This is a genomic window from Bacillus yunxiaonensis (genome assembly GCF_037104695.1).
Taxonomy (GTDB): Bacteria; Bacillota; Bacilli; order Bacillales; family Bacillaceae_G; genus Bacillus_A; species Bacillus_A yunxiaonensis.
The window spans coordinates 288,669-310,967 of sequence record NZ_JBAWSV010000004.1 but is presented as its reverse complement, the minus strand read 5'-3'; the positions used below and the strand labels follow the sequence as shown (position 1 = coordinate 310,967).

General features: G+C 37.3%; 25 protein-coding genes. All 25 read right to left on the bottom strand.

The genetic code is table 11. The annotated features are described in order from the left end of the window. Positions 1–127: 127 nt before the first annotated feature. Complete coding sequence (locus tag WAX78_RS13700) at positions 128–895, bottom strand: menaquinol-cytochrome c reductase cytochrome b/c subunit (protein WP_336482811.1); 768 nt, start codon at positions 893–895, stop codon at positions 128–130. Positions 896–942: 47 nt separating this feature from the next. Continuing rightward, positions 943–1,617 (bottom strand): menaquinol-cytochrome c reductase cytochrome b subunit, encoded by a 675-nt coding sequence (qcrB, locus tag WAX78_RS13695; protein ID WP_336482810.1) that lies wholly within the window; start codon positions 1,615–1,617, stop codon positions 943–945. A 1-nt stretch (position 1,618) separates the two neighbouring features. Next, positions 1,619–2,131, bottom strand: coding sequence for a QcrA and Rieske domain-containing protein (locus tag WAX78_RS13690; RefSeq protein ID WP_336482808.1), 513 nt, complete (start codon positions 2,129–2,131; stop codon positions 1,619–1,621). 140 nt (positions 2,132–2,271) lie between these two features. Further along, positions 2,272–2,727, bottom strand: coding sequence for a YpiF family protein (locus WAX78_RS13685; RefSeq protein WP_336482807.1), 456 nt, complete (start codon positions 2,725–2,727; stop codon positions 2,272–2,274). A gap of 234 nt (positions 2,728–2,961) precedes the next feature. Then, positions 2,962–3,498, bottom strand: coding sequence for a ReoY family proteolytic degradation factor (locus WAX78_RS13680; protein ID WP_336482806.1), 537 nt, complete (start codon positions 3,496–3,498; stop codon positions 2,962–2,964). Positions 3,499–3,570: 72 nt separating this feature from the next. Beyond that, complete coding sequence (locus WAX78_RS13675; RefSeq protein WP_336482805.1) at positions 3,571–4,833, bottom strand: tetratricopeptide repeat protein; 1,263 nt, start codon at positions 4,831–4,833, stop codon at positions 3,571–3,573. A 109-nt stretch (positions 4,834–4,942) separates the two neighbouring features. Next, positions 4,943–6,232 (bottom strand): 3-phosphoshikimate 1-carboxyvinyltransferase, encoded by a 1,290-nt coding sequence (gene aroA, locus WAX78_RS13670; RefSeq protein WP_336483024.1) that lies wholly within the window; start codon positions 6,230–6,232, stop codon positions 4,943–4,945. Between the two features lie 207 nt (positions 6,233–6,439). Beyond that, the gene (gene hisC, locus WAX78_RS13665; protein WP_336482804.1) at positions 6,440–7,552 is read right to left on the bottom strand and encodes a histidinol-phosphate transaminase; all 1,113 of its coding nucleotides are present in this window, start codon (positions 7,550–7,552) and stop codon (positions 6,440–6,442) included. Positions 7,553–7,566: 14 nt separating this feature from the next. Further along, positions 7,567–7,929 carry a chorismate mutase gene (gene aroH / locus WAX78_RS13660; RefSeq protein WP_336482803.1) on the bottom strand — a complete coding sequence of 121 codons (363 nt, stop codon included), beginning with the start codon at positions 7,927–7,929 and terminating at the stop codon, positions 7,567–7,569. Then, positions 7,926–9,017: a 3-dehydroquinate synthase gene (aroB, locus tag WAX78_RS13655; protein WP_336482802.1), complete on the bottom strand. Its 1,092-nt coding sequence runs from the start codon at positions 9,015–9,017 to the stop codon at positions 7,926–7,928. The genes aroH and aroB overlap by 4 nt, the downstream gene beginning before the upstream one ends. Beyond that, on the bottom strand, positions 9,017–10,189 hold the full coding sequence (aroC, locus tag WAX78_RS13650) for a chorismate synthase (protein WP_336482801.1): 1,173 nt from the start codon (positions 10,187–10,189) through the stop codon (positions 9,017–9,019). Before aroC ends, aroB begins: the two co-directional genes overlap by 1 nt. 352 nt (positions 10,190–10,541) lie before the next feature. Further along, positions 10,542–10,988 (bottom strand): nucleoside-diphosphate kinase, encoded by a 447-nt coding sequence (ndk, locus tag WAX78_RS13645; RefSeq protein ID WP_336482800.1) that lies wholly within the window; start codon positions 10,986–10,988, stop codon positions 10,542–10,544. A 123-nt stretch (positions 10,989–11,111) separates the two neighbouring features. Next, the gene (hepT, locus tag WAX78_RS13640) at positions 11,112–12,074 is read right to left on the bottom strand and encodes a heptaprenyl diphosphate synthase component II (protein WP_336482799.1); all 963 of its coding nucleotides are present in this window, start codon (positions 12,072–12,074) and stop codon (positions 11,112–11,114) included. A 187-nt stretch (positions 12,075–12,261) separates the two neighbouring features. Then, on the bottom strand, positions 12,262–12,969 hold the full coding sequence (locus WAX78_RS13635; RefSeq protein ID WP_336482798.1) for a demethylmenaquinone methyltransferase: 708 nt from the start codon (positions 12,967–12,969) through the stop codon (positions 12,262–12,264). A 37-nt stretch (positions 12,970–13,006) separates the two neighbouring features. Then, the gene (locus tag WAX78_RS13630) at positions 13,007–13,750 is read right to left on the bottom strand and encodes a heptaprenyl diphosphate synthase component 1 (protein ID WP_336482797.1); all 744 of its coding nucleotides are present in this window, start codon (positions 13,748–13,750) and stop codon (positions 13,007–13,009) included. A gap of 217 nt (positions 13,751–13,967) precedes the next feature. Further along, on the bottom strand, positions 13,968–14,537 hold the full coding sequence (gene folE, locus WAX78_RS13625) for a GTP cyclohydrolase I FolE (RefSeq protein ID WP_154709048.1): 570 nt from the start codon (positions 14,535–14,537) through the stop codon (positions 13,968–13,970). Positions 14,538–14,660: 123 nt separating this feature from the next. After that, entirely contained in the window at positions 14,661–14,933 is a 273-nt protein-coding gene (locus WAX78_RS13620) for an HU family DNA-binding protein (RefSeq protein ID WP_001043860.1), read from the bottom strand. 287 nt (positions 14,934–15,220) lie between these two features. Then, positions 15,221–16,699 (bottom strand): stage IV sporulation protein A, encoded by a 1,479-nt coding sequence (gene spoIVA, locus WAX78_RS13615; protein ID WP_336482796.1) that lies wholly within the window; start codon positions 16,697–16,699, stop codon positions 15,221–15,223. 191 nt (positions 16,700–16,890) lie between these two features. Continuing rightward, a complete protein-coding gene (locus WAX78_RS13610; RefSeq protein WP_336482795.1) occupies positions 16,891–17,601 on the bottom strand; it encodes a hypothetical protein in 711 nt (236 codons plus the stop codon). A gap of 21 nt (positions 17,602–17,622) precedes the next feature. Next, complete coding sequence (locus tag WAX78_RS13605; RefSeq protein WP_336482794.1) at positions 17,623–17,826, bottom strand: DUF2768 domain-containing protein; 204 nt, start codon at positions 17,824–17,826, stop codon at positions 17,623–17,625. A 552-nt stretch (positions 17,827–18,378) separates the two neighbouring features. Beyond that, a complete protein-coding gene (locus WAX78_RS13600) occupies positions 18,379–18,630 on the bottom strand; it encodes a stage VI sporulation protein F (RefSeq protein WP_336483023.1) in 252 nt (83 codons plus the stop codon). Between the two features lie 117 nt (positions 18,631–18,747). After that, entirely contained in the window at positions 18,748–19,770 is a 1,023-nt protein-coding gene (locus WAX78_RS13595; protein ID WP_336482793.1) for an NAD(P)H-dependent glycerol-3-phosphate dehydrogenase, read from the bottom strand. An 18-nt stretch (positions 19,771–19,788) separates the two neighbouring features. Then, on the bottom strand, positions 19,789–21,099 hold the full coding sequence (gene der, locus WAX78_RS13590; protein WP_336482792.1) for a ribosome biogenesis GTPase Der: 1,311 nt from the start codon (positions 21,097–21,099) through the stop codon (positions 19,789–19,791). Positions 21,100–21,219: 120 nt separating this feature from the next. Next, entirely contained in the window at positions 21,220–21,408 is a 189-nt protein-coding gene (locus WAX78_RS13585; protein WP_230574009.1) for a capping complex subunit for YIEGIA, read from the bottom strand. Then, positions 21,405–22,298 carry a YIEGIA family protein gene (locus tag WAX78_RS13580; protein WP_336482791.1) on the bottom strand — a complete coding sequence of 298 codons (894 nt, stop codon included), beginning with the start codon at positions 22,296–22,298 and terminating at the stop codon, positions 21,405–21,407. The genes WAX78_RS13585 and WAX78_RS13580 overlap by 4 nt, the downstream gene beginning before the upstream one ends. Between the last annotated feature and the right edge of the window lies 1 nt (position 22,299).

Below are 22,299 nucleotides of genomic sequence, written 5' to 3'. Positions count from 1 at the left end.
AACTTTCTCAAAATAAACACCATTTCCCATAAGTCAGCATTATAAGGCAATGGAGTTACATTATTATTATAGCAAATTCTCTTCTAAAAAAATAAAAACCGACTGCAAAATTGCAGTCGGCACTCATTTACTTTTTATTATATTTCTCGATAAATTCTGTTACCTTCTTCAACTCTTCATCTGTGCCCTTAAAGACACCTTTTGGCATTGCACCTTTTCCCTCTTTTGCGATTTTTGCAATTTCCTCCGGCTTTAACGTCAAGTTTTGCAGTGATGGTGCAGCTGCTCCCCCTTGTAAGTTATCACCGTGACATGTTAAACATGTATTTTTTTGCATAATTTTATAACCGTCATCATTTTTATCAACTTGTACCGTTTTTACAATCGCACCTTGTCTTTTCGCAGCTGCCCAGTCATGTGTTGCGACCGATTGCCACGTTAAGAAAACGATAGATGCTAATGCTAAAAGCATAAATCCTGTTGCAACCGGGCGTTTAAATGGACGACGTTCCGGTCCTCGATCAAGAAACGGAGCAAGTAATAACGAGCCAAATGCAATACCTGGCATAATAAATGCACCAATGACAGTATATGGACCGGATGCATAAGAATACTTTAACAATTGATACAGAAATAAGAAGTACCAGTCTGGAAGTGGGATATATCCTGTATCTGTAGGATCTGCAATCCTTTCAAGTGGTGATGGATGTGCCACTGTTAAACAAAGATAACCAATTAAAAAGACTGCACCAACCATCCACTCTTTTAATAAAAAGTTTGGCCAAAATGCCTCTGTTTTCCCTGGATATTCAGAGTAATCTTTCGGAATATTCGGTTTTCTGACAGCAGGTACTCGCGAATCTCCGACAAACTTCATCCCTTTGCCGCGATGCATAGTCTCCCTCCTTTAATTGTGTTTTTCCCTTATAATCTAATAAAATCTTATAGCGGACCGGAAATACCTTGTTTGCGAATCATGATGAAGTGAACTGCCATTAATCCGAGAAGTGCGGCTGGCAAGAAGAATACGTGAATAGCAAAGAAGCGAGTTAATGTTTGAGCACCGACAATTTCGGAGTGGCCGGCAAGCAATGTTTTTACATAAGGGCCAATAAGCGGTGTTTGCTCTGCGATTTGAAGCCCTACTTTTGTTGCAAATAATGCCTTCATATCCCATGGTAATAAATACCCTGTAAAACCTAATCCTAACATAACAAAGAAAATAAGTACCCCAACAATCCAGTTTAATTCACGAGGCTTTTTATACGCACCTTGGAAGAAAACTCGAAGTGTATGTAAAAACATCATAACGATAACAAGACTTGCGCCCCAGTGATGCATACCGCGAACAATTTGTCCATATGCCACTTCATTTTGTAAATAGTAGACAGATTCCCACGCATTTTTAATATCTGGTACATAGTACATTGTTAAAAACATTCCCGATAAAATTTGGATAACTGTAACAAAAAACGTAAGTCCTCCAAAACAGTAAACGAAAGCTGAAAAGTGATGCGCTGGATTTACATGTTCCGGCACTTCATGATCCGCAATGTCGCGCCATAAAGGGGTAATATCTAGCCGTTCATCTACCCAATCGTAAATTTTATTTAACATCTTATTTCGCCCCCCCTCTTGGCTTCGCTTTACCTAAATAAAGCGTCCCATCTTTCACCTGTGATTGATACACATCAAGCGGAGCAAGAGGCGGTGTTCCTTTTATATTTATACCATCTTTTGTATAACGCCCTCCGTGGCACGGACAATAGAATTGATTTGGATGTGCCTTGTCCGAATTCCAGTTCACCGTACACCCTAAATGTTTACAAATTGGAGAAAATGCTACAATGTCTCCGCTTTCATCTTTGTGAATCCAAGCTGACTTTGGTTCGTCTGATTTATACCAACCGTCAACTTGTTTTACTTTAAAGTCGAAGCGTTTCGGTTCAGACGTAATATCCTTTACCTGTGCGACTGCAACCATCTCTCCCCCTGCTTCTTTCCTTAAAACTGGATCAAGCGCAAAACGCGTCATTGGCATTAAAATACCTGCTGCCATAAATCCTCCTACACCTGTAAGAGTGTAGTTTAAAAACTGTCTTCTTGACACCCTGTGTTCTTTCTCACTCACGAAAATTTCCCCCCTCTATCAGAAATTGTCCCCCGTGAAAAACTAATATAAAAGATAAAAACTAGGACACTATCATGATATAATACCCTACTACATTGGTCAATATCATACTACTCACAATTATCTAAACTATCAATTTATTATTTATTTTCCCACTTTTCAGTAAATATTTCCATAATATTTTTTATTTGTGCATGAATTAGTTCCCTTTTTGTTTGATCACTAAGCTGGTCTAGCGGCAGTGCTTGTAAACAAAATAGCGGTTCTGTTAATTCATGCTCCATTTCTTTCCAAGAAAAATCACTCGTAATCAGCGCAATATGCTGCAAACCTTTATCTTTCAGGTAATTCGTCCACTCTTGTAAACGCCGCTGTTCACTTACACATCCTTCTACATACGTAAATGCTGGTAATAAAAATACTCTCCCTTTATACTCCCTCTCTAACTCTCTCGTTAAAGCAGAAATAAATTCTCCTTCTACGGCTGTTTCCTTCATCCCCTTTTCAAAGGAAATTGAAAGAAGTGGTATAATCCCCGTATCAATATATTCTCTTGCCTGTTCGTATTCTACTACATCTGCTACAGCCCACTTCACACTTAATAGCCCCCTTTTTCCCTTACTCCCACTCTAACGGCCAGTATGATTCTATTGAGAAAATAAGCAATAATTACCCATAAGAGCCCGAGCGGTTCAACTAATCATACAGAAAGTTCACTCTATTTCTATTAAACCATACAGATAAAGGTAAAAAAAGAAAAACCATCTATAAAAGACGGTTTTTCTTTTTAATAGTCTAAAAATTTTCATAATTACTTTTCACAGAGAAGTTTATAAGTGTTTTAACTCATCTGTTAATTTGCGGAATGCTTCTTCATCATGAGTATCAAGCGCTTCATCAATTAATTTCAAAAGTCGTTCTTTCCGAAACGAATATACACTTTCTTCTAAAAATCGCTCTGCTAATAAACGATCTTTTTCATTTACTTCGATATTCTTCGGTAAGTATGGATTTTCTTCTAGCACTGCCACATAATTCGCATTTTGAAAAGATGATTTAAAGTTGAGCTGAATATAAATATCTTCATCTCTGTTTAAGCGAATATCATGAAATGATTTTTCCGCATCAGTCGTCATTACATTTTGTTTATAAAAATGAAACGGTAAATCTTTCACGCAATTTGCTGACATTACCAACCCACGCGGACAATATTTCGCATGCTCTACAAAATGTACCTTATCCATTAATTGATCATGACTCATTAAATAATTTAAAATCCAAACACATTCTCGCTGTTTCAGTTGATAATTATTTAAAAACCATTTTACAAAATCTTTCTTTTCATTCACAGAAACAGGGGTATTCATAGCGCTTAATCCCTCCTCTGTCCTTCTTTTTTCTTTTTACATTCAAGAAGCAGCATTCAGTTTCCTTCCAACTTATGAAAAATCCTCTAAATTATATAATAATTCTTCTATATGAGTTTGTGTCGGATCTAGCTGTAATAAACGTGTAAATACTTCTTTCGCCTCTTTTCGCAATCCTTCTTCTAGCAAGAAGTAACCGTACTCCTCCAAGAAATCTGGATGATTCTTAAAAGAAGTATATGCACTTTGGTAATGTTTTAATGCATCCGAATACAATTCTAATTGTTTTTTTGCATGTGCAATATCCCAAAGTAATTGCGTGTCCATTTCCCCATTATCGATAGCTTTTTCTACAACAGCAATCACCTCTTCATACCTTTCTTCTTCCTTTAAGATGTATGAATACTTTAATGTAGCCCCTAAATGAGAAGGATCAATCGCTAATGCTTTCTTAAGTGCATCTTCCGCTTCATATCTTTTCCCTAGCTTCGCTGCAACGTTAGCAAACTCTACATAGAATGGTATCGATAATTCGTCAATTTTTATTCCTTCTTGAAGTGTTTCATAACTTTCTTGAAGCATACCTTCTTTTTCGTAGCATTTCGCCAAATATATATATAAAGATGCATATTCTGGATCTAATTCTTTTAATTCTTCCCATACACTAATTGCTCTTTGGTACTGTTCTCCTTGATACAAGGTAAATGCAAATCCAAATAAAGAATGAATATCCTTCTGCTCTTCTAAACCTTCCTCGTAATAAGAAATTGCTTCAGCCCATTGTCCAAGTGCACTTAAATTCTCAGCCAATCGAAGCGGAACAACAACCCCGCCCATCACTTTATGTTCTGGGAGTAATGATTCATAATATGGAATTGCTTTACTATCTTCTCCTTTACTGCTATACAATTCCCCAAGTCCAAAAGCAATTACCGGCTCATCTGGCATCATCGCTTTCGCTTTTAACAATTTTTGTTCTGCTACTTCATCAAAACCTTGCATTTGATATAAATCAGACGCAAGGAGAAGAGATTGAACATATAATTCATCATTCTCTTGAATATCGTGAAGGACTTCAATCGCTTCATCTTCTTTGTCTAAATCAATATATAACTCTGCTAAAAATAGCGTAAATTCACTTTCTTCCGGGTACAACAAGCGTAAATCTTCTACTATTTCTAGCGCTTGATCTACAAATCCTAGTGTATAGTAATAACGAGCAATATCATATTTCTCTTCATCTGTTCCTTGTTTTACTTGCTCTGCTAATAGTTGTAATCCTTTCTCTACTTCACCGTTTTCAATATATGTAACAGCTTGTTCAAACTTTTGCATAACTTTCTCCTTTATATAAATACTTATGTAAATTCCATAATAAACAACTGTCTCTATGTAAGCAACAGTGTGAAGAAGAAAAGAACCTTCTCAAAAAGAAAAGATTCTTTTAGTTTTGCAGCATATGTAACTGTTCAAAGAAGTTCGGATATGACACAGCTACTGCCTCACTATTTTCAATTATAACTTCTCCGTCTGCTATACACGATGCAATGCCTAGCATCATACCGATACGATGATCACCGTGGCTATTTACCACGTTTCCATGTAATTGCGTTTTACCATGCACAATCATACCATCTTCTGTTGCTTCAATATGTGCTCCTAGTTTTTTTAATTCATTTACAACTGTATCAATACGATTCGTTTCTTTTACTTTTAATTCTTCCGCATCTTTAATCACAGTTGTCCCTTCTGCTTGGGTTGCTAACAGCGCTAAAATTGGAATTTCATCAATTAATTTAGGAATAAGCGTACCGCTAACTTCTATTCCTCTTAATTGTGAGGTTTCAATTGTAATATCACCGCATGGCTCAAACTCTTCATTACGAATATTATCTATTGACAAATTCGCTCCCATTTGTGATAACACATCAAGAATTCCAGTTCTTGTCGGATTTAACCCCACGTTTTTTAATACAACTTTACTATTTGGTACAATTGCACCTGCAACTAAGAAAAAGGCAGCTGAAGAGATATCTCCTGGCACCTCAATATTCGCCGCAGAAAGCTTTTGTCCACCTTCTAATGAGACAGTTAATCCATCAACAGTAACACAGCAACCAAATGTACGTAACATACGCTCTGTGTGATCACGAGATTGTAATGGTTCTGTCACAGTTGTCACGCCTTCTCCTTGTAGCCCTGCAAGTAAAACAGCTGATTTCACCTGTGCACTTGCCACGGGTGAACGATAATGTATGCCTTTTATATTTCCTCCTCGAATAGAAAGAGGCGTATATTGTCCATCTTCTCTTCCATCAATTTTAGCGCCCATTTGACGAAGGGGTTCTGTAACACGTTTCATCGGACGCTTTCCAATTGAAGGATCTCCGATAACTGTACAATGAAATGATGCATTTGCTAGTATACCAAGCATCAACCGAATTGTCGTTCCTGAATTTCCAACATCTAATACTTCTGTCGGTTCTACTAGTCTTTGTAACCCTTTTCCATATACAGTGACATCGTTACCATTTTGCTCAATCTTAATTCCTAACTTTTGAAAGCAAGCAATCGTATTTAAACAATCTTCACCCTGAAGAAAATTTGTAATCTTCGTTGTTCCTTCTGCGATTGCTCCAAACATAACAGCACGGTGCGAAATGGATTTATCCCCAGGAACAAAAATCGTTCCATTTAATCCGTTCTTAAGCTTTGTTAATCGTTTCACCTCTATCACCCCTATTCATGTTCACATATGCACTCTTTTTTTATCCTAATGCTTTTGGGCAGGAAGAGCCCGATTGGTGAGAGCTTTTCATCTGTGTGGGATGAAGAATCCTCCACACAGATGGAAGTTTCACTTTATTGTACTTCTTTCCTTCTTCTTTACGCAAATAGAATGAAAAGAAACGACTCCTAATAATGGAGCCGTTTCTTTTTCTTATGAGTATGTCTCTTCTTTTTCTAAATTCTCTTCTACAAGTTCAGTAAGAACCGCAATAATCTCTGCATTCTCTTCTTTCGTTCCAACCGTAATACGAATACCATTTGGTAAACCAAGCGGGCCACCAGAACGAACGATGTATCCTTTTTGTAGTAACCTTTCAAATACTTCATCCCCTGGGAGACCAAGCTCTAAAAAGATAAAATTCGCCTGTGATGGATAATAAAACACTTGATACTTCTCACAAAAATCGTAATATTGCTGTAATCCTTTATTATTTACTTTCACACACTCTTGCAAAAACGCTTGATCTTCTATCGCGGCTTGCGCAACTACCTGTGCAATTGATGACGTATTAAATGGTAATCTTGCTACCTCTAACGAACGCATTAAGTTTTCATTTCCGACTGCATAACCAATACGAAATGATGCTAATCCGTATGCTTTTGAAAACGTACGTAACACCATAAGATTTTCATACTTCTCTAGAAGTGGTAATGTTTGCGGATAATCTTCAGCCCCTGCATACTCATAGTATGCTTCATCCATAATAACAAGTGCTGTTTTCGGAACTGCTTCTAAGAATGAACGTAACCGCTCCATCGAAACGTACGTTCCCGTCGGATTATTAGGGTTACAAATCCATATGATACGTGTATGCTCATCAACTTGCGCAAGCATTGCCTCTAAATCATGTGTCCCCTCTTTTAAAGGCACTTCACGTACTTCAGCTTTTTCAATTACTGCATGATGACGGTATTGTGAAAATGTCGGCTTTGCCATGACAACATTTGTTCCCTCTTGTAACAGAGCACGACTAATCATTTGAATCACTTCATCTAAGCCGCTGCCAAGTAAAATTTGTTCTCTTTTTACATGAAGATGATCTGCTAGTTTTTCACGAAGAGCATACGCTGCACCATCTGGATAAAGCGCATATTGTCCATCTAATGATATCAAAGCTTCAGAAACACGTTTTGAACATCCGAATGGATTTTCATTTGATGCTAGTTTCACAATTTTAGATAACCCATATTGCCTCTTTACTTCTTCAATATTTCTCCCAGGCACATACGCTTTTAACGACAATAATTGCTCTTTTACCTTCATTCAAATTCCCCCTATCATTTTTGTAAATCGGGCCTTAGCTGCACCGCTTTCTCTAAATAGACATGGTAAATTTCATGCTGTTGTTTATTTGTCATAACCGTCATCATAACGCGAATACATTTCTCAAGAGCATTTGGCACTTCTATTTCTTGCATGCACATGACCGGTACATAAGACCACTCCTCAATACGTCTTAATGCAGCTGCCGGAAAACATGCATTTATATCTGCTGTTGTGGAAATTAATACAGATACAATATCAATAGGAGAAACTCTATTATTGCTTGCCATTTCTTTCACTAAACGCTCTGTTGCAGTCAATATTCCCTCTATTTCATTACAATCGACTGTAATTGCGCCGCGAATCGCGCGAATCAAATAGACTCCTCCTCTCTTTGAAATGCTTCTAAAGCCATTCGGACGGTCTCATCTGAAATAGATACGACATCCACTACCCCAATCTCCTGCATAAGAACCATACGAATTGTCCCACCATTTGCTTTTTTATCTTGTTTCATCACTTGAACAAGACGATTCACATCAAGTTTACTTGGCATGTTCGGATAGCCATATGCAGTAAACCACCGTTTGATTTCTCTATATTGAAGGTCTTTTTCATATATTTGTTCACTTAAAAAGATGGCAAATAACATGCCGATTGCAACACCATCACCATGTGTTATGTTTCCATATCCCATCTCTTTTTCCAGAGCATGTCCAAGTGTATGCCCAAAATTCAAGTAAGCGCGAACACCTTTTTCAGTTTCATCCTCTGCAACAATTTTTGCTTTTACTGGAATCGCACGTTGCAGTGTATAAATTAACTTATCATCTCTTAAATCAGTTAATGTTTTCACTTCTTCGCGCAGCCAATGATATAATTCTACATCCCCGATAAACGAATGTTTAATTACTTCTGCAAAACCAGAGCGCCATTCTTTTTCTGGAAGAGAATTTAAAAACGGAGTATGGTAAATCACCGCCTCTGGCTGATGAAATGCACCAATCATATTTTTCCCAAGCGGATGATTGATTGCAACCTTACCTCCAACTGCACTATCATGCGCAAGTAACGTTGTTGGTACCTGTACAAATCGAATACCTCTCATAAACGTCGCCGCAACAAATCCCGCTAAATCTCCAATCATTCCACCGCCAAGTGCAATAATAAGCGAATGGCGATCTAAACCTTTTTCAAGCGCAAACGTTTGAACCGCATAATAATTTTCAAACGATTTTTCTTTTTCACCACTCGGAATAACAAATGAAAACACATCTTTTTCTAATTGCAAAGTATTTTTCACTTCATCTAGATGGAATGAAGCTACCGTTTCATCAGAAATCAATAGAATATTTGAAACAGCTGGTTTCATATTTTCTATAATCTTTGATAATTGTAACAAGGCATGATTTCCAACATACACATTATATTGTTTGGAACCTGTTTGAATCTGTATTGTCTTCATCAAAATTCCCTCGCATATTCATTATGTTTCTCAATATTTTCACGAATTAAATCAATGCGATCCGTCCCAAATTGTTCAATCACGGCTGTAGCCAGTTCCCAAGCTACAACAGCTTCCGCTACAACACTTGCTGCTGGTACAGCACAGCTATCAGAACGCTCAATACTTGCTTGAAATGCTTCTTTCGTATCAATATCAATACTTTGCAGTGGTTTATATAAAGTTGGAATTGGTTTCATGACTCCGCGAACAACAACTGGCATACCTGTCGTCATACCGCCCTCTAATCCACCTGCATTATTTGTACGTCTCGTATATCCATTATCTTTATCCCATAAAATCTCGTCATGAACAAGACTTCCTGGCTTATGCGCTGCCTCAAAACCAATCCCAATCTCTACACCTTTAAATGCATTAATACTCATGATTGCAGCAGCAAGTTTTGCATCTAATTTACGATCATAATGCACATAACTTCCAACACCAACTGGCATACCTTCTACAACAACTTCGACGATTCCTCCGATAGAATCTCCGCTTGTTTTTGCATCATCAATTGCTTGCATCATTTTCTGCGCTGCTTCTTCATCTAAACAACGAACAGGAGATGCCTCTGTAATCGTTTGTAACTCTTCAATAGAGTTATACGACTGCTTCTCCGCTTTCACTCCTCCAATTTCAATTACATGCCCTGCTACTTTTATACCCAATTCTTCTAGAATGCGCTTTGCAACAGCTCCAGCAGCTACACGAACTGTTGTTTCTCTAGCTGAAGAACGCTCTAATACATTGCGCATATCGCGATGACCATATTTAATCGCACCATTTAAATCCGCATGCCCTGGACGAGGTCGTGTAATTTGTCGTTTCATTTCTTTTGACTCTGCCTCTGTCAATGGTTCTGCTCCCATAATTTTTGTCCAATGTGCAAAATCACGATTTTCAACAACGAGCGTAATTGGTGCACCAATTGTATATCCATGACGAACACCACTTAAAATTTGAGCTTGATCCTTTTCAATCTGCATGCGGCGTCCGCGCCCATGCCCTTTTTGTCTTCTTGCTAATTCTGTATTAATGTCATCCGCTACTAAAGATAAACCTGCCGGAATCCCCTCTAATATTGTCGTTAGTTGTGGTCCGTGAGATTCACCAGCTGTTATATATCGCATCGGTTACTCCCCTTTATTTCAGTATTTATGTAACACTATATCATAACCTCTATTGATTCGTAACTATATAAGTACAAATTGAAAAAACGACATAAAAACCGCTTTCTTTTTAGGTGGGCGAGGGCATCTGACCATGCATAGAAACAGTCAGCACCTTTTCCTGCCACTTGCAATACGAAAACAAAGAAAACAAGTGCAGATCACTTTTTATTCTGCATAGCAATGACTTATATATATAAATCAAAATAGATTTACATAATACGAAACAAAAAAAGCGCAAGAAGGAATGTAACCATCCTTTCTTGCGCTTTCCCGCTATATTTTAAAGCGTTTACAAATTATTTCGAAATAATTAGTAAATCCACTCATTCATTGATCTAGAATACTCAACTAGCTCTTCTTTGTTAAAGAAAATACCAATTTCACGCTCTGCACTTTCAAGAGAATCTGAGCCATGAATAATGTTTTTCGCAACAGTTACTCCAAGGTCACCGCGAATTGTACCAGGTGCAGCTTCATTTGGTCTTGTTTTCCCCATCATGTTACGAGCTGTCTCAACAACACCTTCACCTTGCCATACCATTGCAAAAACAGGTCCAGATGTAATGAAATCTACTAATTCACCGAAGAAAGGTCTCTCTTTATGTTCAGCATAGTGCTGTCCAGCAATCTCTGGTGTTACTTGCATAAGCTTAGCACCAACTAATTGAAAGCCCTTTCTTTCAAATCTAGCAACAATCTCCCCAATGACTGCACGCTGTACACCATCTGGTTTTACCATTAAAAACGTTTTTTCCATAATAAATCTCTCCACTTCCTATTATGTATGTAATTGTACATCCCCAAACACATAGTATCACCGTTATCAAAATTGTGCAACAGTTTTGAAATGGAGAAGATTATTATTTTCCTCGAAAAACATTTAAAATTTACGTTTCCCTATATACTTTGCAACATTTTGCAATGCCAATTTCGCCTGGCTACGAGGCAACGGCTTAATAACTTCTAATGCTTTATGTAAATATCTTTCACTAAATGCAAAAGCTTGATCAATTGCATTACTATTTTTGACCGCTTCAATAATTTCTTTCATTTCATTTGTAGGCGTATTTTCATTAACTCGAACAATTCTCTCGCGAAGTTTAGGATCTTCCATCGCATATAAAGCAGGAAGTGTAATATTACCTTGCAATAAATCTCCGCCCGCCGGTTTTCCAAGCTTTTCTTCTGTCGATACAAAATCTAAAATATCATCAATAATTTGATAAGACATGCCAACAAAGTAACCATACCAAAATAAACGATTCACTGTATCACGGCATGCACCAGATGCAATCGCTCCTAATTGGCAACTCGCGGCAATTAAAAGCGCTGTTTTTCGTTTAATACGACGTAAATACGTTCGTAAATTTTGTCCAAAGTCATACTTATCTTTAATTTGCTCAATTTCTCCTTTACACACTTCAAGAATCGTATGCGATAATGCTTTATGTACTTCTGGACTTTCTAAATTTGTAATGCACTCTAGAGACTTTGCAAACAAATAATCACCTGTATACATTGCAATACGATCGCCCCAGTTTGCATTTACAGTCGCACTTCCTCTTCTTAAAAGAGCAGCATCAATTACATCGTCGTGCACAAGAGAAGCCATATGAATAAGCTCTAATGCAACCGCAACATGTTTAATTACATCAAGTTTATAATTTCCAAATTTCCCCGCAAGCAGAACGAAAACAGGTCGGATTCGTTTTCCACCGGCCTCAATCAGTTGCAACGCAGCTTCTTCAAGCAGTTGTTGCTCAGAAGCAACAACCACTTTTAACTCTTTCTCAATTTTATCAATATCCGATCGTAAAAAAGAATACATAAGTTGTAACTTCATATCGTTCACCTTAACCTAAAACTTCTTTTCTTTTTTTATCCCGCTTTAACGGGAAGTAAAACTCCCACCTCAAGATTATGAGGAAACAAAAAAATAAAGATAGACGGGAGAGAACCGCCCATTAGAGCCCGATTCGTTCAACTAACCATCAGTTGGGGATGAAGCCCCCACTGATGGAAGTTTCACTTTACTTCGGCTTATAACCTAAGTGCATTGCTGCTACTCCAAAAGTAAACGGCTTTACTCTTACTTGTTCAAGTCCAGCTTCTTCAAACATACGAGCCAATTCTTTCATTCCTGGAAATGAGCTTGCTGATTCTTGTAACCACGAATATTCTTTATAACTTTTAGCAAATAACTTTCCGAATAAAGGCATAATGTATTTAAAATATAAAAGATATCCTTGTCGAATTCCAATCATTGTCGGCTGCGATGTTTCTAAGCAAATAACCTTCCCACCCGGTTTTACAACACGAGTCATCTCTTTTAATACCTGCATATAATCCGGCACATTTCGTAGTCCAAATCCAATTGTGACATAATCAAACATGTCATCCTCAAAGGGTAGTTCCATTGCATTACCATGAATTAATTCTACTTGATCCAATTGTAAAGCTTCCACTTTCTCTTTTCCAACCGAAAGCATATTTTTACTAAAATCCAATCCATATACTTTTCCATTGGAACCGACCGCATCAGCAAGTGCAATCGTCCAGTCAGCCGTTCCACAACATACATCAAGCGCTGTGCTGCCAGGTTGAACGTCCATAATTTGCATCGTTTCTTTGCGCCATTTTTTATGTCTTTGAAAGCTAATAACTGAATTCATTACATCGTATTTATTGTATATCTTCTCAAATACGTCATGTACTCTTTCTTCTTTTGATTGTTGCATGCTTTTACCCTTCTTCCAACTGTAAAATTCAAAATACTCAAGTCGCCTCTTTCAATGTGGAAAAAAATGTTTCAATTCCTGTATCATCTTGCATCAAAATATCAATTTGACTTCGTATCTTTTTTATCGATTCGTTGTATACGTTTTCCACTTTCGTTTTATCGTCAGAAGATAAAATCTTTTGAAACATCGTAAATACTGGCGACGATTCTTTCTTCAAGAATATTTGGTACTCAGTTTGCAAACGAGCTATTGCCAACATATTGTTAATTGTTGACTTTACATGTGTCACTTGAAAATGATCACATGTTTTTTGTAAAAGAGCCGATTCAATCATCCCTACACTACTTAACATTTCTTCTATCGTTTCATATGTTTGCTGATATAACATAATTTTGTGTTCATTAATCTGTTTAATACCTTCTGCCAACGCACGAATGAGTGTAATATCATGATTCATTGAAAGTAAATAATAATATAGTCCGCTGTAATAATCACCTGCTAATACTGTTAGTTGGCGCCGCTTATGAAACCCATCCGTCTCCTCTTTATTTGATACCTTTTCATGTGTATCTAAAGCAATTTGTACAAGCATAATGGTTACTACGTAATGTTCAATTTGCTCTCTATGTAAGTTTGCACTTTTTAAAATGGAATATAAGAACGCTAATTTTTTTTCATCAATAACTGGTTCTTCAATATATTTTATAAAATAAGGATGGCGTAGTTTCTTATATAGCTGCTCCTTTATATCCGTAAACCCTCCGTAGATGTTACCCACAAAAATCACCCTTGTTTTCTAATTCATAAAATCTATTATAACACATTCATTCATTTTTCTATAAAGAAAACTTGACGAAACGAAACAAAGTAAAAATTGCTCTTTATTTCCCCTTATTCTGACTGTTAAATTGGCATAAAGTGTAACTTCCATCAGTGGGGGTCTTACTTCCCGTTCATGCGGGATAAAAAAAGAAAAGCAGTCTCCTGCTTTCCTACTAATTCGTCTTAATAAAAGATAGAATCTCCGCACGTGCTGGTGCGTCTGTTTCTAACACACCACGCACTGCAGTTGTTACAGTTTTCGCACCAGGTTTTTTCACACCGCGCATTGTCATGCACATATGCTCTGCTTCTACAACAACCATTACACCATGCGGCTCTAACACTTCCATAATAGAATCTGCTACTGTTGATGTAATTCGTTCTTGTAATTGTGGTCGACGTGCAACTGTATCTACTGTACGTGCCAATTTACTTAACCCTGTTACTTTTCCACCACGTGGAATATATGCAACATGAGCAACGCCATAAAACGGAACAAGATGATGCTCACACATAGAAAAGAACGGAATGTCTTTTACCAATACAAGTTCTTCATGCTCTTCACCAAACACTTTATGTAAATGTTCTTTTGGATCTTCATGCATACCAGAAAATACTTCTGCATACATCTTTGCAACACGTTTTGGTGTATCTAATACTCCCTCACGATTTGGGTCGTCCCCAATTGCTTCTAAAATAAGGCGTACTGCATGTTCGATTTGCTCTAAGTTTACATTTGCCATCCGCTAGCCCTCCCGAATAAAACCTAAAAATACTACGAACACATTCTAGCATATATATGTTTTTAAATGCAAAAAGAAGAGTTTCCAATAAGGAAACTCTTCTTCCCTGTAAATATGTAAGGATTATTTAACCGCATCTTTTAGCGCTTTACCAGGTTTGAATGCAGGTACTTTGCTTGCCGCGATTTCAATCTCCTCACCAGTTTGTGGGTTGCGTCCTTTACGAGCCGCACGCTCACGAACTTCGAAGTTACCAAATCCGATAAGTTGTACTTTATCACCTTGCTTTAAAGCTTCTAAGATGGAATCAAAAACAGCGTCAACTGCTTTTGTTGCATCCTTTTTAGAAAGGGAACTTGCTTCTGCAACAGCATTGATTAAATCTGTCTTGTTCATGCCATTCACCTCCTCCCAAAGATACGACTGTATAATGATCATAAAATGAGTCTTACCTTCATTTGTAGGCAATTTTTACAAATTCTATACTACAATGATGTAGATAAATCATTATCTAGGCCTATATTATACGATTCTCCTTTATAATTCAATATTTTTAAAGAAAATGTTGCCATGAAAATGCGAAAAACTGATGAAACTTGACAATCACCTATAAAGTATTAGATAATGACATTTTATTTTTCAGAGAAAAACAAAAAAAGACTCCCAAATAAGGAGTCTTTCGATTATAAAATAATTGCTATTAAACCGCCTGATCCTTCATTTATAATTCGTTCTAACGTTTCTTTTAATTTATAACGAGCATTTTCTGGCATTAATGATAATTTTGCCTGAATCCCTTCTCGAACGATAGAGCTAAGTGATCGTCCAAAAATATCTGAATTCCAAATAGAAAGTGGGTCATCTTCGAAATCTTGCATTAAATAGCGAACAAGCTCTTCACTTTGTTTTTCTGTTCCAATAATTGGTTCAAATGTTGATTCCACATCGACTTTAATCATATGAATAGATGGGGCAACAGCTTTTAATTTCACCCCAAAGCGCGATCCATGTCGAATGATTTCTGGTTCATCTAAGCTCATATCTGCTAGTGCTGGTGCTGCAACACCGTATCCTGTTTGTTTTACCATTTTTAGTGCATCTGCAACTTGATCATATTCTGTTTTCGCGTGAGCAAGGTCAAGCATTAATTTTAACAAATGATCTCTACCACGAATTTCAACGCCTACCACTTCTTTTAAAATTTGATCATATAATTCATCTGGTGCGTATAAGTCTATCTCAGCAACACCTTGCCCCATATCAATTCCTGCAAGACTTGCCCGATCAATAAATTCATATTGACTAAATTGCCATACAACGCGGTCAACATCACGAAGACGCTTAATATCTTTTACGGTTTCTTGAACAGCCTCTTGATAGCTTTGACGAAGCCAGTGGTTGTCATTTAATACCATTACCCAACTTGGAAGATTTACATTCACTTCTAAAACAGGGAACTCATATAATGCCTCGCGCAGTACATTGTATACATCACCTTCTCTTAACCCTTCTACGCTCATTGCTAACACTGGAATATCATATTCTTCTACTAGACTTTGACGAAGTTGTTCTGTATCAGGATGATATGGCTGTACTGTATTAATAATCATAATGAAAGGTTTTCCAACTTCTTTTAACTCATTTACAACCCGTGCCTCCGCTTCAATGTAGTCGCGGCGCGGGATTTCTCCAATTGTTCCATCGGTTGTAATAACTACACCGATTGTAGAATGTTCTTGAATTACTTTCCGTGTCCCAATTTCCGCTGCTTCATGAAATGGAATTGGTTCTTCATACCACGGTGTATTAATCATACGTGGTCCATTTTCATCTTCATATCCCTTCGCTCCTGGGACAGTATAACCTACACAATCTACTAAGCGGATATTCACATCAAGTCCGTCATCAACATGGATAGAAACCGCTTGGTTTGGAACAAACTTGGGCTCTGTGGTCATAATTGTGCGCCCTGCCGCACTTTGCGGCAGTTCATCTTGTGCACGCTGACGATCCGAATCGTTTTCGATGTTAGGAATAACAACTAGCTCCATAAATTTCTTAATAAAAGTGGATTTTCCTGTCCGAACAGCTCCTACAACCCCTAGATAAATATCACCGCCTGTACGCTCAGCGATATCTTTAAAAATATCAACCTTTTCCAAGTGATTCCCTCCCTCAACATTTTTGGGAATAAATCATGATTATTCTTGTAGTTTGGACTGTACAGCATATGATTTTGTCCCAATTTCATATCACTATTTAAAAAGAACTTTTTGTATGCGATGCGAATGTTTCAAGAAGTAAAAAACCCTTCTTCTAGAACTTATTCGTTAGAAGAAAGGTTCATGACTTATCACTTAAAAAAAATTGGTTCTTTGTTCTTTACTGTATACGGCAAAGAATACACAGGGACAAATGGGGTATGTTTCACAAACAACTGGCGAATATCTTCTCCTTCTTTCACTTCATCACCATATTTTTGTAACATGTCGTATAAATCAATACGATAATCAATATACACCTCACCTTTCTCATCGATAACAAAAGGTAAGTTTTTACCAGAATACGGACTTTCCACTTGGGGAATTTCTTTATATCCCATTTTTTTATAGTCAAGCTCATACACACCATCTGTAATTACTTTTTTAAACGGTGGATATTGATGCTCATCACGATAGATTTGTAGTTTCAACTTTAGATCTCGAATTTGTTCAGCCATTCGAACATCAATTAATTTCACAGTTGGATTTGTTTCTACATCAACTAATACATACTGATAAATACCTCCGCTTTCAAAAGCATTTCCAGGTGGTTCTTGCATAAACCTAGGTGTAATCTTTTGAAAATCAATCGGATATTTTTGATAGATTGGTGTATTCATATCGCGTGTTTTAATAGGCAATATATGATCATTTTGTTCTCTATATGTATTAACTGCTGTTTGCACTGCTTGTAATTGATCTTCATATGGTACTACATTTTGTTGTACCTTTTCTTTCGGATATAGACACCCAGATAGCATACTAGTACAACATAATACGAAAATCATTAGTATTTTCTTCATCAAAAATCCGTCCTTTAGTTTCTATTGTTCAATTGGCCCGCTAAATACAACAAGAAAAATAATAACTCCAGAAATAATCATACATGTATATGCAAATAAAGCTGTAAAACCTTTCAAAAACGAATTCTTTATTTTATGACGACTTAACAAAATGAAAATAACGGCAATAAACATAAGAGCCATTGCCCCCAAAGAAAACCACATCTTTATAAGTCCAACAGACATATATACACTCCTTTATTTTAATGTATTTTTCTACTATTTTAACAAATTATAACTTTTAAAAAAATATAAATAATTCATTTATTCTATTTAAACTGAAAACAAAACGAAACTCTGCTGCTGAAGGGCCGGCGTTATGCATTCACATATGATAAAGTAAAACTTCCGTCAGTGGTGGTTTTCTTCATCCCTCATTGACGGAAAACTCTCACCAATCGGGCACATGCCAGAAGTTATCCTCCACCTAACTTCTGTAGAAAAGCAGAAGCGGCTCGCTCAGAATCACAGGACGCCCACGCCCAAGGCAGAGAGGCACTTTTCGCCTCGTCCAAGGGAGCGAAACGACCGGAGATTCTAGCCGCTAGAGCTGGACAACGATTCTCTCTGAATTTTGAGGTGGGGGGCTTACTGTCCACGAATAGCGGGATGAAACCAATAAAAAACCGAAGCGAACGATACCTCTTCGCTTCGGTCGACCAAATATTCCCACAAACAGCTCATATTCATTCCTTCATCATATCGTATGCAATATATATAACAATGGTTTCTCGTACTTTATTTTTTAAACATTTTACTTAATGAGCTAAAATCGGTTGGCATGTTATTATTAATAATCGCATTTACAATTTGATCTTCTTTCTCTTTTGATACATCTCTTCCTGCCATTGCGGCAACTTGATGAATTAACTGACGTAATACTTGCTCATCTCGCAAATTTGCATTTTGGACAGAAGAAGCTAATTTAAAAATATCATCTTTTTTTACTTTCGATTCCTTTTCAATATTGTTAAATAAATTATTATCCACTTTGTTCACCCTCTCTTGTAATCTACACTTCATGGTATGCAGAAAACAAAGAATGGTGAAAAGACCCAAAATAAGAAAAAGCTGCACAAGTGTATCTTTACACTTGTACAGCTTTTCTTACAACAAATCTGGAATTTCTTCTACTTCGTGTTTGCGCACACGCCCCATCAGCGTTCCAACAGCATCTTTTACATTTTTCCCATTAAATAATACATCATATAAGGTAGCTGTAATTGGCATGTCTACATTCATTTTCTTTGCCATCTCATATGCAGCTTTTGTTGTCCGCACACCTTCAACAACCATTCCCATATTATCTAACACTTCGTCTAACGAGCAACCTTTACCAAGCAAGTTACCAGCACGCCAATTTCGACTATGAACACTCGTACACGTTACAATTAAATCTCCCATACCTGTCAAGCCAGCAAACGTTAAAGGATTCCCACCCATTTTATGACCTAAACGAGCAATTTCCGTTAAACCACGCGTCATAAGTGCCGCCTTTGCATTATCACCTAAACCAAGTCCATCAGTAATACCAGCAGCAAGGGCAATAATATTTTTTAACGCTCCGCCAAGCTCAACTCCAACAATATCTGGGTTTGTATATACACGAAAATAACTATTCATAAATAAGTCCTGAACTTCTTCAGCTGCTTCCATACGCTTTGCAGCTGATGTAACTGTTGTGGCTTGACGCAATCCAACTTCTTCTGCATGACTTGGTCCCGATAAGACAACAACATCTCGAATAAGATGTGCCGGAATTTCTTCTTCAATCACTTCCGAAATACGTTTTGAAGTTCCTGGTTCAATTCCTTTACTCGCATGAATCCATGTAATTGGCTGCGAAACAATTTCTTTCATATCTTTCAATACTTCTCTATATGCTTTTGTAGGTACAACGAGAAGTACTGTATCCACCCCTGCTAATGCTTCTTCTAAGGAATAGTAAGCAACAATACTGGCTGGCAGTGTAATCCCCGGAAGATAACGACTATTTTCATGTTTTTCATTAATTTCATTCATGAGTTCTACTCGGTTTCCCCAAAGACGTACATCATGGCCGTTGTCAGCTAATACCATTGCTAACGCCGTTCCCCAGCTACCTGCTCCTACTACTGTGATTTTTTTCATAAAATCACATCCTCTCCATTAATCTCGTGCTCTTGCAATAACTTTAATCGGTGTTCCTACGAAACCAAATGCATCGCGCAGACGATTTTTCAAGAAGCGTTCATATGAGAAGTGCAGTAACTCTGGATCATTTACAAATACAACAAATGTCGGTGGTTTCACCGCGACTTGTGTTGCATAGAAAATTTTCAAACGTTGTCCATTATGTGTTGGTGTTGGATTCATTGCAACAGCATCCATAATCACGTCGTTTAATACGTTTGTTTGTACACGAATACTATGACTTGCATTTACCTCATTAATAACCGGAATCAATGTATGTGTACGTTTTCTCGTTTTTGCAGATAAAAATACGATTGGTGCATAATCCAAAAATTGGAAGTGAGCACGGATATTCTCTTCGAATTCCTTCATCGTTTTCTCATCTTTTTCAACCGCATCCCATTTATTTACAACGATAATAACAGCACGACCTGAATCATGCGCATATCCAGCAATTTTTTTATCTTGTTCAATAATTCCTTCTTCACCATCTAAAACAACTAAAACAACGTCAGAGCGTTCAATTGCTCGAAGCGCGCGAAGTACACTGTATTTTTCGGTACTTTCATATACTTTTCCTTTTTTACGCATTCCAGCAGTATCAATGATAACGTAATCTTGTCCATCTTTACTGTACGGAGTATCAACTGCATCACGTGTTGTACCCGCTACATTACTAACGATTACACGCTCTTGACCAAGCAATGCATTTACCATTGATGATTTCCCAACATTCGGACGACCAATTAAACAGAATTTAATTGTTTCATCATCGTATGCGTCTTCTTCAATTTGCGGGAAATGTTTTGCTGCTTCATCTAATAAATCACCTAATCCTAAACCGTGTGTACCAGATATCGGAAACGGCTCTCCAAATCCTAACGCATAAAAATCATAAATATCACTGCGCATCTCTGGATTATCTACTTTGTTGACCGCTAATACAACTGGCTTTTTAGAACGATATAAAATCTTTGCAACCTCTTCATCCGCTGCTGTTACACCATCGCGACCATTCGTCATAAAAATGATAACATCAGCTTCATCAATCGCAACTTCTGCTTGTTGACGAATTTGTGTCAAAAATGGCTCGTCTCCAATATCAATTCCACCTGTATCAATAATGTTAAACTCATGATTTAACCATTCTCCTGCACTATAAATGCGATCTCGTGTTACACCAGGAATATCTTCTACAATTGAAACTCTTTCCCCAACAATTCTATTGAAAATAGTAGATTTTCCAACGTTTGGGCGTCCTACTATTGCAACTACCGGTTTTGGCATATACTTTCATCCTTTCTATTTGCTTCTGTTATTATGTAAAAAACCCTTCTTTGTGCAAGAAGGGATTTGCATTCCAGAATATTTCTCTTCATATCAAAACATCTCATATTATAGCACACTTCAAGAATGTTTCACAATAATATATAGGTTCTCTTGTAAGCGGTGTGCAATTCCATCTATAATCGCTTCTAAATTATTAGCAACAAACTCCATTTCTTCTACTGTCTCACATACAAATAATGGAGCGCCGCCAGCGAATTTTTCTGGAATTGTTGTAATGACAGCAAGAATGCATTTTTCTAATATCATCCTTTATCTCCCCTTCCTGTAGGAGCCTCAGAAGGCATATGAACGGCACTTTCTAACGTCGGAACATTTCCGATAATTTGGATAGCTTTATTCACATCTTGATCTTGCGGCAAAACAAACACACCTATTCTTCCATCATTTAAATCCCGTTTTGCAAGCGGTACAAGTGCTGGTGTTCCAGAATCTCGATAAATACCAAGCGCAACAGACATATCATGCAAAATGGCCTGCCTTTGCCCTAGATTCGCTAATGTTATTTTTGCATCAATAGACTTTGGTTTCAGGATAAACCCCATACCATACTTCATAATTTCTTTTTGTCTCGCTGGTAAACCAATATTCATAATATAAATATTATCCACATAAAGACCAGCTCCTTCAAAATGCGGTGGTACATGTTCAATTTCAACGAGATCTCGCAGCCGTTTACCAGACATTAACATTTTCGAAACAAAAAAACTTATTATTCCAGCTAAAATACCGGCATACCAAGATTTAAACCCTAAATACGCACAGCTGGTTACAAAAGATGTTAACATGGCTAAATAGTTACGGCTCTCAAACACAAGTGCAACTCCTTCAATATATGTATTCCCCCGCGGGACAAGCTCATATCCGTCTAGTTGCTGCAGTGTGTTACGCTCCATATTACGCACATCACGAAACTGTGATGCTGCTAATGTCAGAAATGTAATAGCGGAGAAATCTTTTTTCAAAATAGCTGGGATTGCAACTGCCCCAAGAGCAGATGCAGTAATTCCCATGGCAATATGAATAATCTTGCCATGCAAGCGAGTTGGATACTGCCTTGTATCAGTTTGAAGCATTAAAATTCGTGTAACTGTCCCAACAATTACTCCAAGTAAAATGGCCGATGTATATGAGTTCATA

Coding starts and splice junctions, on each gene's coding strand:
- WAX78_RS13700 (WP_336482811.1), bottom strand. CDS start 895: ATGCATCGCGGCAAAGGGATGAAGTTTGTCGGAGATTCGCGAGTACCT.
- qcrB (WP_336482810.1), bottom strand. CDS start 1,617: ATGTTAAATAAAATTTACGATTGGGTAGATGAACGGCTAGATATTACC.
- WAX78_RS13680 (WP_336482806.1), bottom strand. CDS start 3,498: ATGAATACCCCTGTTTCTGTGAATGAAAAGAAAGATTTTGTAAAATGG.
- WAX78_RS13675 (WP_336482805.1), bottom strand. CDS start 4,833: ATGCAAAAGTTTGAACAAGCTGTTACATATATTGAAAACGGTGAAGTA.
- hisC (WP_336482804.1), bottom strand. CDS start 7,552: ATGAAGGTAAAAGAGCAATTATTGTCGTTAAAAGCGTATGTGCCTGGG.
- aroB (WP_336482802.1), bottom strand. CDS start 9,017: ATGAAGACAATACAGATTCAAACAGGTTCCAAACAATATAATGTGTAT.
- aroC (WP_336482801.1), bottom strand. CDS start 10,189: ATGCGATATATAACAGCTGGTGAATCTCACGGACCACAACTAACGACA.
- ndk (WP_336482800.1), bottom strand. CDS start 10,988: ATGGAAAAAACGTTTTTAATGGTAAAACCAGATGGTGTACAGCGTGCA.
- hepT (WP_336482799.1), bottom strand. CDS start 12,074: ATGAAGTTACAACTTATGTATTCTTTTTTACGATCGGATATTGATAAA.
- WAX78_RS13635 (WP_336482798.1), bottom strand. CDS start 12,969: ATGCAACAATCAAAAGAAGAAAGAGTACATGACGTATTTGAGAAGATA.
- folE (WP_154709048.1), bottom strand. CDS start 14,537: ATGGCAAATGTAAACTTAGAGCAAATCGAACATGCAGTACGCCTTATT.
- WAX78_RS13620 (WP_001043860.1), bottom strand. CDS start 14,933: ATGAACAAGACAGATTTAATCAATGCTGTTGCAGAAGCAAGTTCCCTT.
- WAX78_RS13610 (WP_336482795.1), bottom strand. CDS start 17,601: ATGAAGAAAATACTAATGATTTTCGTATTATGTTGTACTAGTATGCTA.
- WAX78_RS13605 (WP_336482794.1), bottom strand. CDS start 17,826: ATGTCTGTTGGACTTATAAAGATGTGGTTTTCTTTGGGGGCAATGGCT.
- WAX78_RS13595 (WP_336482793.1), bottom strand. CDS start 19,770: ATGAAAAAAATCACAGTAGTAGGAGCAGGTAGCTGGGGAACGGCGTTA.
- der (WP_336482792.1), bottom strand. CDS start 21,099: ATGCCAAAACCGGTAGTTGCAATAGTAGGACGCCCAAACGTTGGAAAA.
- WAX78_RS13585 (WP_230574009.1), bottom strand. CDS start 21,408: ATGATATTAGAAAAATGCATTCTTGCTGTCATTACAACAATTCCAGAA.
- WAX78_RS13580 (WP_336482791.1), bottom strand. CDS start 22,298: ATGAACTCATATACATCGGCCATTTTACTTGGAGTAATTGTTGGGACA.